Origin of the sequence: Kluyvera intermedia (assembly GCF_034424175.1) — a bacterium.
Classification (GTDB): domain Bacteria; phylum Pseudomonadota; class Gammaproteobacteria; order Enterobacterales; family Enterobacteriaceae; genus Kluyvera; species Kluyvera intermedia.
Genome location: NZ_CP139986.1, coordinates 1,065,258 through 1,079,371 on the forward strand (window position 1 = coordinate 1,065,258; position 14,114 = coordinate 1,079,371).

Consider the following 14,114-nt stretch of genomic DNA (forward strand, 5'->3'; position numbering starts at 1 on the left):
AAAGTTAGAACGGCAGCGCCCCACGAGGGGCGTTGTTTGTCTGGAGTTTTAGTTTAACTTGTACTGAGGAAAACCTAATGTCCAAAATCGTTAAAATCATCGGTCGTGAAATCATCGACTCCCGTGGTAACCCGACTGTTGAAGCTGAAGTTCACCTGGAAGGTGGTTTCGTTGGTATGGCTGCTGCTCCATCAGGTGCTTCTACTGGTTCCCGTGAAGCACTGGAACTGCGCGATGGTGACAAATCCCGTTTCATGGGTAAAGGCGTACTGAAAGCAGTTGGCGCTGTTAACGGCCCAATCGCTCAGGCTCTGCTGGGTAAAGATGCTAAAGATCAGGCTGGCATCGACAAGATCATGATCGATCTGGACGGTACTGAAAATAAATCTAACTTCGGTGCTAACGCCATTCTGGCTGTGTCCCTGGCTAACGCCAAAGCAGCAGCGGCTTCTAAAGGCCTGCCACTGTACGCACACATCGCTGAACTGAACGGCACCCCAGGCAAATACTCTATGCCGGTTCCGATGATGAACATCATCAACGGCGGTGAGCACGCTGATAACAACGTCGACATCCAGGAATTTATGATTCAGCCAGTTGGCGCTAAATCCCTGAAAGAAGCCGTACGTATGGGTTCTGAAGTGTTCCACAACCTGGCTAAAGTTCTGAAAGCTAAAGGTATGAACACTGCAGTTGGTGACGAAGGTGGCTACGCGCCAAACCTGGGTTCTAACGCTGAAGCTCTGGCTGTTATCGCTGAAGCTGTTAAAGCTGCTGGCTACGAGCTGGGCAAAGACATCACCCTGGCGATGGACTGTGCAGCATCTGAATTCTACAAAGACGGTAAATACGTTCTGGCTGGCGAAGGCAACAAAGCGTTCACCTCCGAAGAATTCACTCACTTCCTGGAAGACCTGACCAAACAGTACCCAATCGTCTCCATCGAAGATGGCCTGGACGAGTCTGACTGGGATGGTTTCGCATACCAGACCAAAGTACTGGGCGACAAAATCCAGCTGGTTGGTGACGATCTGTTCGTAACCAACACCAAGATCCTGAAAGAAGGCATCGACAAAGGCATCGTTAACTCCATCCTGATCAAATTCAACCAGATCGGTTCTCTGACCGAAACTCTGGCTGCGATCAAAATGGCGAAAGACGCTGGCTACACCGCTGTCATCTCTCACCGTTCTGGCGAAACTGAAGACGCAACTATCGCTGACCTGGCGGTAGGTACTGCTGCAGGCCAGATCAAAACTGGTTCTATGAGCCGTTCTGACCGCGTTGCTAAATACAACCAGCTGATTCGTATCGAAGAAGCGCTGGGTGCACAGGCTCCGTACAACGGTCTGAAAGAGATCAAAGGTCAGGCGTAAGCCTGTTCTTGCTTTGATTTGAAAATGCCAGCCTTCGGGCTGGCATTTTTTTTAGCGTGGTTTAAATAAGCTTATCCAGCAGTAATACAATCAACAGTCCTACCCCTGGGTTTACAACTGAGCAAGAAGTGCGAGGGATCGTTGGCGCGAAATATGCAATAATAACGGTTTACCACTACTGAAGAGTTGATGATGCAGTACCCGATTAATGAAATGTTCCAGACCTTACAAGGTGAAGGTTACTTTACCGGCGTCCCCGCCATTTTTATTCGTTTACAGGGATGCCCAGTGGGCTGTGCCTGGTGTGATACCAAACATACCTGGGAGAAGCTTGAGGATCGGGAAATTTCTCTGTTCAGTATCCTGGCAAAAACCAAAGAAAGCGACAAATGGGGTGCGGCGAGCAGTGAAGATCTGCTGGCGATTATTGGTCGTCAGGGATGGACCGCTCGACATGTGGTAATTACCGGCGGTGAGCCATGTATCCACGATTTAACCCCGCTGACGACGCTGCTGGAGCAAAATGGCTACAGCTGTCAGATTGAAACTAGCGGCACTCATGAAGTGCTTTGCAGCCATAACACCTGGGTCACCGTATCGCCGAAGGTGAATATGCGCGGTGGCTATGATGTGTTGTCACAGGCGCTGGTTCGTGCTGATGAAATTAAGCATCCGGTAGGCCGTATGCGTGACATTGAAGCGCTGGACGAGCTGCTTGAGACGCTCTCCGACGATAAGCCACGTATTATTGCGTTGCAGCCTATCAGTCAGAAAGAGGACGCCACGCGTCTGTGCATTGAAACCTGTATCGCACGCAACTGGCGTTTGTCGATGCAGACGCATAAGTATCTGAATATCGCGTAATCCCGGCCTCGCTTCGCTAGGCCGGGCTTGATACCAAAACCGTAGCCCGGGCAAGGCGCATCGCGCCGCCCCCGGGGAAGCCTGCTATTTTGCCGCCTCGTTCATCACCTTCGAGAACGTTTCCATCGGGCAGAAGCCATTAGCATCAACCGGGCAACCTTTTAGCGCCAGCGTAACGCGCTGCGGTGGCGTTTTCAGGGTTAACGTTTCAGCATTGCGCAGCTGATCGGCACTTTGATAAACGTACTCAATCTTCATTAAATCCCGATTATCTTTCCCATCATGCCAGCGCTGGAACACAATTTTGCCACCGATTGGCGTGCGCTCATATTGTCCCGGCAGCGTATAGGCATCGAAGTCCAGTGCTTTAAGCAGTGAAGCTATATTTGAATCATGCCCAACCAGCACGGTAATTTTCGGCGTTTTTGTCGCCTCGGTGACCAGCGCATTATCGATATATTTCACCAGTGGTTTTGCCACGTTGCGTGCCACTTCTGATGAGGTGAAAAGGCTATCCTGATAGCCATTTTTCAACTGCGACAACACGCGCCACTGTTGGTCGGTTTTAATTTCTCCCCACGCCACCTTATCGAGCGGGAACCCTTCGTAATATTGCAGCGTAAAAGCATCGACCAGCGAATTACCGATAGCCAGTGGCCCTTTTACGCCGGGTTCCTTCTGATAGTTGGCGCTAAAGTTATCTTTGGCATCGCTCAGCGAACATTGTTGCTTCTCTTTACAGGCTGGGGAGTTTTGATAGTCGACAATCTGTGACAGCAGCTTGTAGCTCTCATCGAGCTGTTTACCCTGTCGTTCTTTCTCCATTGCCTGTACCGCTTTCTCGCGGAAAGTCGCCGATTCATCAGTGATCACCGGGTTAAATGTGGGGTCCATCGTCCCCATTTTGTCCTGGTGATGAACAACGATATCGCAGCCCGGGAACGCGCCGGTGATAAAGAACTGGGCGGTGGCGACGGTACGTTGCAGGCTATTGGCATAGGTGTAGACCGTTTCCGGTGCCGGGCATTCGCCGCTGGTCACCAACCCCTGCTGTGCCAGCCATTCGCGCATATAGTGGCCCATATACACTTCCAGCACGCCGCCTTTGGTGGTCAATTGGCCGCCCGGGACATCCCATTCAGGCCAGGTATTGGGGGTTGATTGTTGCAGCACGCTACCGTTGGTTGCCAGCGGGGCGCGGAGGTTATGGCGACTCATCATCAGCACCTGCTGAAGTTGATACCCTTCCGGTGGGGTTTGCGCCTGAGCGGCACTGGAGAGTAATAACAATGCGGGCAGTACCGCCGCGAAAAGCGTTTTCTTCATCCCTATTTCCTCATTATGTATTGACCAACCAAATGAGTTTGGCACAACTGCACGCTTTTTCCGGGGGATGCGCCGCATTATGAAAAATCAGGGAAATGAATGTGATAGTGGAAAATAAGAAAGGGCAGGGAAGACCTTGATTGGCCTCCCCGCATGCGGGCGGAATTATTCGCCGCGGTAAACGCAGCCTGCCGTGCAGGTTTCTTTAATCATCACGGCGCTCAGCAGTGGAACAACCGGCTTAATCTGTTCCCAGATCCAGCGTGACAAGACTTCGCTGGTCGGGTTTTCTAACCCCGGGATATCATTCAGATAGTAGTGATCAAGGCGATCGTAGGTTGGCTTGAACGCGGCCTTCAGTTCGGCGAAATCCATAATCCAGCCAGTATGGGGATCAACATCACCGGTAATCTCAAGACGCACCATGAACGAGTGACCGTGCAGACGCCCGCATTTATGTCCTTCCGGTACGTGCGGCAGGTGGTGGGCGGCTTCGAAGGTGAAATCTTTAAACAGTGTGGTGGACATCATGAACTCTCAGTATTGCGGAAAAAAACGCCGCATAGTAACGGAAAGCACATTTTTCTGCATTAACTAAAACGGTCAAATAGCCAATGAGTACGAAAAATGCTCATGATGATAATTATTTCTTAACTATATCAATAAGTTATTCAATCTGTTTTATTGCTATTAACTACCAGGAAAAGAGGTTAGTCCATTTGGTTATTTGATATTTCTATCACTTCTTTAATTGTTATTATCGTCGTCGTTAACCTTACATTCAGTTTTGTTTTTCCTGATTTGAAAACAGCTTTGCTACTGGAACATAACGACGCATGACAACACAGTCTCCCCCTCAAGCTTTGCTTCCGCTCAATACGGAACAGCTAGCTCGCCTTCAGGCGGCAACCACGGATTTAACACCCACCCAGCTTGCCTGGGTATCTGGCTATTTTTGGGGCGTGCTTAACCAGCAGCCCGGAACGGCGGCGTTAACGCCTGCGCCCGTTGCCGCAGAGGCGCCGACCATCACGCTTATCTCCGCATCGCAAACGGGTAATGCCCGCCGCGTCGCTGAAGCGCTACGTGATGACCTGCTGGCCGCAAAACTGAACGTGAACCTGGTGAATGCCGGGGATTATAAATTCAAACAAATCGCGTCGGAAAAACTGCTGGTCATCGTGGCGTCCACACAGGGTGAAGGGGAAGCGCCGGAAGAAGCGGTTGCACTGCATAAGTTCTTGTTCTCGAAAAAAGCGCCGAAGCTTACCGACACTGCCTTTGCGGTATTGGGTCTTGGCGATACCTCTTATGAATTCTTCTGCCAGGCCGGGAAAGACTTCGACAGCAAGCTGGCTGAGTTAGGTGGTGAGCGCCTTCTCGACCGTGTGGATGCCGATGTGGAATATCAGGCGGCAGCGGTAGAATGGCGTTCACGCCTGGTTGATGTATTAAAAGCGCGTGCTCCGGCAGCGCCTTCGGTGCAGGCGGTCGCGAGCGGTGCGGTGAATGAAGTTCACACCAGCCCTTATACCAAAGAAGCGCCGCTGGTGGCATCCCTTGCGGTTAACCAAAAGATTACCGGCCGCGACTCTGAAAAAGACGTACGCCATATTGAAATCGATCTCGGTGATTCCGGTCTGCGCTATCAGCCGGGCGATGCGCTGGGAGTCTGGTATCAAAATGATCCTGAACTGGTCAAAGAGTTAGTTGAACTGCTGTGGTTGAAGGGTACAGAGTCCGTGACGGTTAATGGCAAAAATCTGCCGCTTGCCGAAGCGCTACAGTGGCATTTCGAGCTGACGGTTAACACCGCCAACATTGTCGAAAACTATGCCACCCTGACCCGTAGTGAATCTCTGTTGCCGCTGGTGGGTGACAAGGCGCAGCTACAACATTATGCCGCGACCACGCCAATCGTCGATATGGTGCGTTTCTCTCCGGCACAGCTGGAGGCTGAAGTGTTAATCGGTCTGCTGCGTCCACTGACGCCGCGCCTGTACTCCATTGCTTCTTCGCAGGCTGAAGTGGAAAGTGAAGTGCACGTGACCGTCGGTGTGGTTCGCTATGACATCGAAGGCCGTACCCGTGCCGGTGGCGCTTCAAGCTTCCTGGCGGAGCGTGTGGAAGAAGACGGCGAAGTGCGTGTGTTTATCGAGCATAACGATAACTTCCGCCTGCCGGCCAACCCACAGACGCCGGTGATTATGATTGGCCCGGGCACCGGTATCGCACCGTTCCGCGCCTTTATGCAGCAGCGTGCTGCCGATGGTGCAGAAGGGAAAAACTGGCTGTTCTTCGGCAACCCGCACTTCACCGAAGATTTCCTCTATCAGGTGGAGTGGCAGCGTTACGTGAAGGAAGGCGTGCTGAGTCGTATTGATATGGCCTGGTCTCGCGATCAAAAAGAAAAAGTCTACGTACAAGACAAACTGCGCGAACAGGGCGTGGAACTGTGGCGCTGGATTAATGACGGTGCCCATATTTATGTCTGCGGCGACGCCAATCGCATGGCGAAAGACGTTGAGCAGGTATTGCTGGAAGTGATTGCTGAATTCGGTGCAATGGACATTGAATCGGCGGATGAATTTTTAAGTGAGCTGCGCGTTGAGCGCCGTTATCAGCGAGATGTCTACTAATGAGCGAAAAATACCCAGGGCCTTTAGTGGTCGAAGGCAAACTGACTGACGCCGAGCGCATGAAGCGTGAGAGCAACTTTCTGCGCGGCACTATCGCAGAAGATCTCAATGACGGCCTGACCGGCGGCTTCCATGGCGATAACTTCCTGCTGATCCGTTTCCACGGCATGTACCAGCAAGATGACCGCGATATCCGTGCCGAACGTGCCGAGCAGAAGCTTGAGCCACGCCACGCGATGCTGCTGCGCTGCCGCCTGCCGGGTGGGGTAATTACCCCAACCCAGTGGAAAGCGATTGATAAATTTGCGGCGGATAACACCATCTACGGCAGTATCCGCTTGACCAACCGTCAGACATTCCAGTTCCACGGCATTCTGAAAAAGAACGTGAAGCCGGTACACCAGATGTTGCACTCGGTCGGTCTTGATGCACTGGCGACCGCCAACGACATGAACCGTAACGTGCTGTGTACCTCTAACCCGTTTGAGTCTGAGCTGCACGCAGAAGCCTACGAGTGGGCGAAGACGATCTCTAAGCATCTGCTGCCACGCACGCGTGCTTATGCTGAGATCTGGCTTGATCAGAAAAAAGTCGCCACGACTGACGAAGAACCGATCCTTGGTGCAACTTATCTGCCGCGTAAGTTCAAAACGACCGTGGTGATACCACCGCAGAATGATATCGATCTGCACGCCAACGACATGAACTTCGTGGCGATTGCCGAAAACGGCAAACTGGTGGGCTTTAACCTGCTGGTAGGTGGCGGTCTGTCTATCGAGCACGGTAACAAGAAAACCTACGCCCGTACGGCGAGCGAATTTGGCTTCCTGCCGCTGGAGCACACCCTGGCGGTAGCGGAGGCGGTGGTGACGACCCAGCGCGATTGGGGCAACCGTACCGACCGTAAAAATGCGAAAACTAAATACACCCTTGAGCGCGTCGGTGTCGAGACGTTCAAAGAAGAAGTTGAACGTCGTGCGGGGATCAAATTCGAACCTATCCGTCCTTACGAATTTACCAGCCGTGGCGACAGAATCGGTTGGGTGAAAGGGATCGACAACAACTGGCACCTGACGCTGTTTATCGAAAACGGCCGTATTCTTGATTACCCAGGCCGTCCGCTGAAAACCGGTCTGCTGGAGATCGCGAAGATCCACAACGGCGATTTCCGCATCACCGCGAACCAAAACCTGATTATCGCGGGCGTACCGGAAAGCCAGAAAGCGGCAATTGAGAAACTGGCGCATGACCATGGATTGATGAATGCGGTTAAACCGCAGCGCGAAAATTCGATGGCCTGCGTGTCATTCCCGACCTGTCCATTGGCGATGGCTGAAGCCGAACGCTTCTTACCGTCGTTCACAGATAAAGTTGAAGCGATTCTGGAAAAATACGGGATCCCTGACGAACATATTGTGATGCGCGTGACCGGCTGCCCGAACGGCTGTGGCCGTGCGATGTTGGCTGAGCTGGGATTGGTGGGGAAAGCACCAGGTCGTTATAACGTGCATCTTGGTGGTAACCGCAGCGGGTCACGGATCCCACGGATGTATCGTGAAAATATCACCGAGCCGGAAATTCTCGACTCGATTGACGAACTGGTTGGGCGCTGGGCGAAAGAGCGTGATGCGGGTGAAGGCTTCGGCGACTTTACGGTGCGTGCGGGCATCATTCGCCCGGTGCTCGATCCAGCCCGGGATTTCTGGGAATAATACCGTTTCCCCTCACCCTAACCCTCTCCCCAAAGGGGAGAGGGGACAGTTCAGTGCCGTCTTTTCTTCCCCATTTCTGCGGGGCTAGTAGACCGTCGGTGCCGTCTTTACTCCCTCGCCCCTTTGGGGAGAGGGCCGGGGTGAGGGGAACAAACAAATGAGGTCTTTATGTCCGTACTCGATCTAAACGTGCTTAACGAATTACCGAAGGTCGATCGCGTTTTGCAACTGGCGGAAACCAACGCCCAACTGGAAAAACTGAGCGCCGAAGGGCGTGTCGCGTGGGCGCTGGAAAACTTGCCCGGTGAATACGTGCTCTCTTCAAGCTTTGGTATCCAGGCGGCGGTGAGTCTGCATCTGGTTAATCAGGTTCGCCCGGATATCCCAGTCATTCTGACCGATACCGGATACCTGTTCCCGGAAACCTATCAGTTTATCGACGAGTTAACGGACAAACTCAAACTCAACCTTCAGGTTTACCGGGCAAAAGAGAGCGCCGCCTGGCAGGAAGCGCGCTATGGCAAACTGTGGGAGCAGGGCGTTGAAGGCATTGAGAAATACAATGACATCAACAAAGTTGAACCGATGAACCGGGCGCTGGAAGAGTTGAATGCACAGACCTGGTTTGCCGGGCTTCGCCGTGAGCAGTCGGGGAGCCGCGCAACGTTACCGGTGCTGGCTATTCAGCGCGGCGTATTCAAAGTACTGCCGATTATCGACTGGGATAACCGCACGGTGTACCAGTACCTGCAAAAGCACGGGCTGAAATACCATCCGTTGTGGGACCAGGGTTATCTGTCGGTAGGCGATACCCATACTACGCGTAAATGGGAACCGGGAATGGCGGAAGAAGAGACGCGGTTCTTTGGGCTCAAGCGCGAGTGCGGATTGCACGAAGGGTAAGGCCTGTCTCAAACGCTTTCACTCAATACTGACTCAGTAACATGCGAATACACGGGAAATTTCCGCGTATTCGCTTTTTTTCGTCCCAGGCCTATTAGGCGGCTTAGCTGCGCTTTTCTGCCTTCGCCAACTCTTTCACCAGCGGCATCATGACCCGTACCACCTCGCGGGCGCGGCGTTCAATGCGTCCCGGCAGTGCTTTATCAAGATACTGCTGATTATCAATATGGGCGTTATGCCAACTGGTGCCGTCCGGGAAGCTGGCCGTTTTAGCACGCTGCTGGAAGCCGTCTTTTTTGCCCAGCGACCAGTTAGTGGCTTCGACGGAGAGCACGGGAATCCCTGCTTTATCAAAAACCTCTGCATCGTTGCAGCAGCCCGTACCCTGCGGGTATTGAGCATTGAGTCCCGGATTGGTCGCGGCGGCAATTCCCCGGCTGTGGGCGAGTTTCAACGCACGGTCGCGTGTCAGTTTGCGTACCGATGCGGGGGTTTTGACGCCACTGTTAAAATAGAGCTTGTCGCCGACGACCAGATTATCGAGATTAATGACCAGCAGCGTATTTTTCTGCTCGGCGCTGCTCATGCGTTTAAGCAGGTTCTCCGCGCCCAGCTTGCCTTCTTCTTCACCGCTGGTGGCGATAAATCGAATGCCATATTGTGTTGGAATATTTTTAAAACGCTCTGCCAGCTCTAACATCACACCGACACCCATCGCATTATCATCAATGCCCTGAAGCGTCAGGCCGCCGAGATTGTTCTCCACGTCACTATCGCTGTGAGGAGCGTAGGTGTCGAGATGTGCCATGATAATAATCTGCTGGCTGGACTTGCCTTCATGCGCCGCAATAACGGTACTACCGGTCACATTATGCCAGTTTTGACGGTTATCTTTAGTGGTGTAGATATAGCGACTGCTGAATGTACGGATATCGCTCTGATAACCCATTTGCGTAAATTGCTGGCGAATATAGTCAGCGGAGAGCATTTCAGCCGGTGTTCCGGTAATGCGTCCTGGGAAATAGGTGGCGATGTAACGCGCCTGAGTGTTGGCGATGGTACCCAGCGAAGCAGTGGCTGCCTGTGCCGGGAGAGAGATGCAAACGCCGAGCGCCAGGGCTGCCATGCAGCGGCGCAATGCCCAGAACATAGATTTTCCTTACAACAGAGCAAAAAAATAGACGCGGCTAGTATGAAACTGTGAGGTTCATTACACAATTTCAAATGCTCTTAAATCCCGGAAAAATAGCGCGTTAAGCACTTTTTGAGCTTTGCTTTTTCAGTCCGTTATTCCTTTGAGTAACAACTCATTCCTTTTAGTAATTTCATTTGCTCTAAGCCTCCCCCTATAGTCCCTGTATTGCTGATTGTTAGCGAGTTGTAGCACAACGCCCCAAACAACAAAGAGATACGTGCTGACGACGCTATCAAGCCCCAACACACAACAGACATGCAATAAATCAGGCTTAAGGAACGGTTATGGACCAAAAACGACTTACTCACCTGCGGCAATTGGAGGCGGAAAGCATCCATATTATCCGTGAGGTGGCCGCCGAATTCTCTAATCCGGTGATGATGTACTCCATCGGTAAAGATTCCAGCGTCATGCTGCATCTGGCGCGCAAGGCGTTTTACCCAGGCACGCTGCCGTTCCCGCTGCTGCATGTTGATACCGGCTGGAAATTCCGCGAGATGTACGAGTTCCGTGACCGCACTGCCAAAGCGTACGGCTGTGAACTACTGGTACACAAAAACCCGGAAGGCGTGGCGATGGGGATCAACCCGTTCGAACACGGCAGCGCTAAACACACTGATATTATGAAAACGGAAGGCCTGAAGCAGGCGCTGAACAAATACGGCTTTGACGCTGCGTTCGGCGGCGCGCGCCGTGATGAAGAAAAATCACGTGCCAAAGAGCGTATTTACTCCTTCCGCGACCGCTTCCACCGCTGGGACCCGAAAAATCAGCGTCCGGAGCTGTGGCATAACTACAACGGCCAGATTAACAAAGGTGAGAGCATCCGTGTCTTCCCGCTCTCCAACTGGACTGAGCTGGATATCTGGCAGTACATCTACCTGGAAAATATCGACATCGTTCCACTGTATCTGGCCGCCGAGCGTCCGGTGCTGGAACGTGACGGTATGCTGATGATGATTGATGACGACCGTATCAACTTGCAGCCGGGTGAAGTGATTGAAAATCGTATGGTGCGCTTCCGTACCCTGGGATGCTGGCCGTTGACGGGTGCGGTAGAGTCCGACGCGCAGACGCTGCCTGAGATTATCGAAGAGATGCTGGTCTCCACCACCAGTGAACGTCAGGGGCGCATGATTGACCGCGACCAGGCCGGCTCCATGGAGCTTAAAAAACGTCAGGGTTATTTCTAAGGAGCCGCCATGAACACCACTATTGCACAACAAATTGCCGATGAGGGCGGGGTTGAAGCGTATCTGCACGCCCAGCAACACAAAAGCCTGCTGCGCTTTCTGACCTGTGGCAGCGTGGATGACGGCAAAAGTACGCTGATTGGCCGCCTGCTGCACGACACCCGACAGATTTATGAAGATCAGCTTTCTTCGCTGCACAATGACAGTAAGCGTCACGGAACTCAGGGTGAAAAACTGGATCTGGCGCTGCTGGTGGATGGCCTGCAGGCCGAGCGTGAGCAGGGCATCACTATTGATGTGGCCTACCGCTATTTCTCTACCGAAAAGCGCAAATTTATTATTGCCGACACCCCGGGGCACGAGCAGTACACCCGTAATATGGCAACCGGCGCATCGACCTGTGACCTGGCGATCCTGCTGATTGATGCCCGTAAAGGCGTGCTCGATCAAACGCGCCGCCATAGCTTTATCTCGACGCTGCTGGGGATCAAACACCTGGTGGTGGCGGTGAACAAAATGGATCTTGTCGATTACAGCGAAGAGACCTTTAACCGTATCCGCGAAGAGTATCTGACCTTTGCCGAGCAGTTGCCGGGTAATCTGGATATTCGTTTCGTACCGCTCTCCGCCCTGGAAGGCGATAACGTCGCCAGCCAAAGTGCGAATATTCCATGGTACAGCGGCCCTACGCTTTTGGAAGTGCTGGAAACCGTCGCTATTCAACGCACTGTTGATACTCAGCCGATGCGATTCCCGGTGCAGTACGTCAACCGTCCGAATCTCGATTTCCGCGGCTTCTCAGGCACGGTGGCTTCAGGCACTGTGCAGGTGGGTCAGCGCGTTAAGGTGCTGCCGTCAGGCGTTGAATCCAGCGTGGCGCGTATTGTCACCTTTGATGGCGACCTCCAGGAAGCCGGTGCGGGTGAGGCGGTGACGCTGGTACTGAAAGACGAAATAGATATCAGCCGTGGCGATCTGCTGCTGGACGCACAAGATACCTTACCGTCAGTGCAGCGTGCGAGCGTAGACGTGGTGTGGATGGCGGAGCAACCGCTGTCGGCGGGGCAAAGCTATGACATCAAAGTGGCTGGTAAGAAAACCCGTGCGCGCATTGATGGCATTCAATATCAGGTGGATATCAATAATCTGACTCAGCGTGAAGTTGATGTATTACCGCTAAACGGAATTGGCCTTGTTGACCTCACCTTTGATGAGCCACTGGTTCTCGACAAATATCAGGAAAACCCGGTGACCGGCGGGATTATCTTTATCGACCGTTTAAGCAACGTCACCGTGGGTGCAGGCATGGTCCGTGAGCCGAATACCGAACATGCGGGTGTGAATACTGATTTCAGCGCTTTTGAACTGGAACTCAATGCCCTGGTGCGTAAGCACTTCCCACATTGGGGTGCGCGTGATTTGCTGGGAGGAAAATAATGGCTCAGCATGACGAAAACGTCGTCTGGCACGCACATCCCGTCACCGCGCAACAGCGTGAACAACTCCACGGTCATCGTGGGGTCGTTCTGTGGTTCACCGGGCTTTCGGGCTCGGGGAAATCCACCGTTGCCGGGGCGTTAGAAGAAGCGTTGCATCAGCTTGGCGTGAGCACTTATCTGCTCGATGGCGATAACGTCCGTCATGGATTGTGTAGCGATCTGGGTTTTACCGACGTAGACCGTAAAGAAAATATTCGTCGGGTAGGCGAAGTGGCCAAATTAATGGTCGATGCGGGGCTGGTGGTATTGACCGCATTTATCTCACCGCACCGCGCGGAGCGTCAGATGGTGCGTGAGCGAGTGGGTGAAGATCGTTTCTTTGAGATCTTCGTCGACACTTCACTGGCAACCTGTGAGGCGCGTGATCCGAAAGGATTATATAAAAAAGCCCGTGCCGGAGAGTTACGTAATTTCACCGGGATTGATTCAGCATATGAATCTCCAGAGCAGCCTGCAATCCATCTTGATGGTGAACAATTAGTAACAAATTTAGTGGCACAATTATTAGATCTGCTGAGGCAGAGCGATATTATCAGATCCTGAAAAGGTGCCGGAGTTTGCCTGCTCCGGCCTAACAGGATTATTTATGCGTAATACTCAGAACATCAATATGACCCATACCGAGTCGCTCGCCCCCGCTTATGACGAAACCACCTGGTCTTTGTCAGGGGCGTTTGTTGGCTTTGTTGCGTGGTTGATGGCGCTGGGTATCCCCTATCTGCACTATGGCAATAACACGCTATTCTTCTTCCTGTACACATGGCCTTTTTTCCTTGCCCTGATGCCTGTTGCGGTGGTTGTCGGTGTTGCTTTCCACTCGCTGGTGAAAGGAAAACTGGGTTACACCATTGTTGCAACACTGGTGACCGTCGCCATACTGTGCGGCTTGCTATTCATGTGGATTATGAGTTAGTGCGTTCGTACTAGACGTTTTGCACGATATCGCCTGCGACAAGACCTGCCTCTGGGCCAGTGAAATGTGGTACATTTCAGGCTGTATGCGGTATCGCCTGCGGCCGGAGTGGAGTATGACGGCAAGTTATGGGATGATAGGGCCGTTTTTCAGGGGGCAGGATGGGTAAATTAACGCTGCTATTACTGGCATTGCTGGTATGGCTACAATATTCCTTATGGTTTGGCAAAAATGGTCTTCACGACTTTAGCCGGGTCAATGATGATGTATCTGTACAACAGGCAACCAACGCAAAATTAAAAGCGCGCAACGATCAGCTTTTCGCCGAAATTGATGACCTCAACGGTGGTCAGGAAGCTATCGAGGAACGTGCTCGTAACGAACTTAGCATGACCCGTCCGGGCGAAACATTTTATCGTCTGGTGCCGGATGCGTCCAAACGCAACCAGAATACGGGGCAAACGCAAACTAATCGCTAATCAGTTCCAGGATGA

General features: G+C 52.6%; 13 protein-coding genes. 10 read left to right on the forward strand and 3 right to left on the reverse strand.

What is annotated here, in order from left to right; all coding sequences use genetic code 11:
* Positions 1 to 77 precede the first annotated feature (77 nt).
* Positions 78 to 1,376 carry a phosphopyruvate hydratase gene (gene eno, locus U0026_RS05100; RefSeq protein WP_062775478.1) on the forward strand — a complete coding sequence of 433 codons (1,299 nt, stop codon included), beginning with the start codon at positions 78 to 80 and terminating at the stop codon, positions 1,374 to 1,376.
* A 192-nt stretch (positions 1,377 to 1,568) separates the two neighbouring features.
* Positions 1,569 to 2,240 carry a 7-carboxy-7-deazaguanine synthase QueE gene (queE, locus tag U0026_RS05105; protein WP_062775560.1) on the forward strand — a complete coding sequence of 224 codons (672 nt, stop codon included), beginning with the start codon at positions 1,569 to 1,571 and terminating at the stop codon, positions 2,238 to 2,240.
* An 84-nt stretch (positions 2,241 to 2,324) separates the two neighbouring features.
* Here queE and agp read toward each other — a convergent pair whose 3' ends face one another.
* Entirely contained in the window at positions 2,325 to 3,566 is a 1,242-nt protein-coding gene (gene agp, locus U0026_RS05110; RefSeq protein ID WP_062775476.1) for a bifunctional glucose-1-phosphatase/inositol phosphatase, read from the reverse strand.
* 165 nt (positions 3,567 to 3,731) lie between these two features.
* Positions 3,732 to 4,097, reverse strand: a complete 366-nt coding sequence (queD, locus tag U0026_RS05115) for a 6-carboxytetrahydropterin synthase QueD (RefSeq protein WP_164717433.1) — start codon at positions 4,095 to 4,097, stop codon at positions 3,732 to 3,734.
* Between the two features lie 305 nt (positions 4,098 to 4,402).
* Between queD and cysJ the strand changes: the two genes are divergently transcribed.
* The 3 genes from cysJ (at position 4,403) to cysH (ending at position 8,820) form a co-directional block, all read left to right on the forward strand.
* Complete coding sequence (cysJ, locus tag U0026_RS05120; RefSeq protein ID WP_062775473.1) at positions 4,403 to 6,205, forward strand: NADPH-dependent assimilatory sulfite reductase flavoprotein subunit; 1,803 nt, start codon at positions 4,403 to 4,405, stop codon at positions 6,203 to 6,205.
* Complete coding sequence (gene cysI, locus U0026_RS05125; RefSeq protein WP_062775471.1) at positions 6,205 to 7,917, forward strand: assimilatory sulfite reductase (NADPH) hemoprotein subunit; 1,713 nt, start codon at positions 6,205 to 6,207, stop codon at positions 7,915 to 7,917. The genes cysJ and cysI overlap by 1 nt, the downstream gene beginning before the upstream one ends.
* Before the next feature lie 168 nt (positions 7,918 to 8,085).
* Entirely contained in the window at positions 8,086 to 8,820 is a 735-nt protein-coding gene (cysH, locus tag U0026_RS05130) for a phosphoadenosine phosphosulfate reductase (RefSeq protein ID WP_062775468.1), read from the forward strand.
* Between the two features lie 103 nt (positions 8,821 to 8,923).
* On the opposite strand, the gene U0026_RS05135 is transcribed toward cysH, so the two are convergent.
* Positions 8,924 to 9,970, reverse strand: coding sequence for an aminopeptidase (locus U0026_RS05135; RefSeq protein WP_062775465.1), 1,047 nt, complete (start codon positions 9,968 to 9,970; stop codon positions 8,924 to 8,926).
* A 329-nt stretch (positions 9,971 to 10,299) separates the two neighbouring features.
* Here U0026_RS05135 and cysD point away from each other — a divergent pair, with 329 nt between their 5' ends.
* The 5 genes from cysD to ftsB all read left to right on the forward strand — a co-directional run bounded on the left by cysD (position 10,300) and on the right by ftsB (position 14,099).
* A complete protein-coding gene (gene cysD, locus U0026_RS05140) occupies positions 10,300 to 11,208 on the forward strand; it encodes a sulfate adenylyltransferase subunit CysD (RefSeq protein WP_062775462.1) in 909 nt (302 codons plus the stop codon).
* Positions 11,209 to 11,217: 9 nt separating this feature from the next.
* Complete coding sequence (cysN, locus tag U0026_RS05145) at positions 11,218 to 12,645, forward strand: sulfate adenylyltransferase subunit CysN (protein ID WP_062775459.1); 1,428 nt, start codon at positions 11,218 to 11,220, stop codon at positions 12,643 to 12,645.
* Positions 12,645 to 13,250, forward strand: coding sequence for an adenylyl-sulfate kinase (gene cysC, locus U0026_RS05150; protein ID WP_062775456.1), 606 nt, complete (start codon positions 12,645 to 12,647; stop codon positions 13,248 to 13,250). Before cysN ends, cysC begins: the two co-directional genes overlap by 1 nt.
* Positions 13,251 to 13,293: 43 nt before the next feature.
* A complete protein-coding gene (locus U0026_RS05155) occupies positions 13,294 to 13,620 on the forward strand; it encodes a DUF3561 family protein (protein WP_062775453.1) in 327 nt (108 codons plus the stop codon).
* A 161-nt stretch (positions 13,621 to 13,781) separates the two neighbouring features.
* Positions 13,782 to 14,099 carry a cell division protein FtsB gene (ftsB, locus tag U0026_RS05160; protein ID WP_062775450.1) on the forward strand — a complete coding sequence of 106 codons (318 nt, stop codon included), beginning with the start codon at positions 13,782 to 13,784 and terminating at the stop codon, positions 14,097 to 14,099.
* Positions 14,100 to 14,114: the final 15 nt, after the last annotated feature.

Excerpts from the sequence above, each read along its gene's own strand:
- eno (WP_062775478.1), top strand. The coding sequence starts at position 78 with ATGTCCAAAATCGTTAAAATCATCGGTCGTGAAATCATCGACTCCCGT.
- queE (WP_062775560.1), top strand. The coding sequence starts at position 1,569 with ATGCAGTACCCGATTAATGAAATGTTCCAGACCTTACAAGGTGAAGGT.
- agp (WP_062775476.1), bottom strand. The coding sequence starts at position 3,566 with ATGAAGAAAACGCTTTTCGCGGCGGTACTGCCCGCATTGTTATTACTC.
- queD (WP_164717433.1), bottom strand. The coding sequence starts at position 4,097 with ATGATGTCCACCACACTGTTTAAAGATTTCACCTTCGAAGCCGCCCAC.
- cysJ (WP_062775473.1), top strand. The coding sequence starts at position 4,403 with ATGACAACACAGTCTCCCCCTCAAGCTTTGCTTCCGCTCAATACGGAA.
- cysI (WP_062775471.1), top strand. The coding sequence starts at position 6,205 with ATGAGCGAAAAATACCCAGGGCCTTTAGTGGTCGAAGGCAAACTGACT.
- cysH (WP_062775468.1), top strand. The coding sequence starts at position 8,086 with ATGTCCGTACTCGATCTAAACGTGCTTAACGAATTACCGAAGGTCGAT.
- U0026_RS05135 (WP_062775465.1), bottom strand. The coding sequence starts at position 9,970 with ATGTTCTGGGCATTGCGCCGCTGCATGGCAGCCCTGGCGCTCGGCGTT.
- cysD (WP_062775462.1), top strand. The coding sequence starts at position 10,300 with ATGGACCAAAAACGACTTACTCACCTGCGGCAATTGGAGGCGGAAAGC.
- cysN (WP_062775459.1), top strand. The coding sequence starts at position 11,218 with ATGAACACCACTATTGCACAACAAATTGCCGATGAGGGCGGGGTTGAA.
- cysC (WP_062775456.1), top strand. The coding sequence starts at position 12,645 with ATGGCTCAGCATGACGAAAACGTCGTCTGGCACGCACATCCCGTCACC.
- U0026_RS05155 (WP_062775453.1), top strand. The coding sequence starts at position 13,294 with ATGCGTAATACTCAGAACATCAATATGACCCATACCGAGTCGCTCGCC.
- ftsB (WP_062775450.1), top strand. The coding sequence starts at position 13,782 with ATGGGTAAATTAACGCTGCTATTACTGGCATTGCTGGTATGGCTACAA.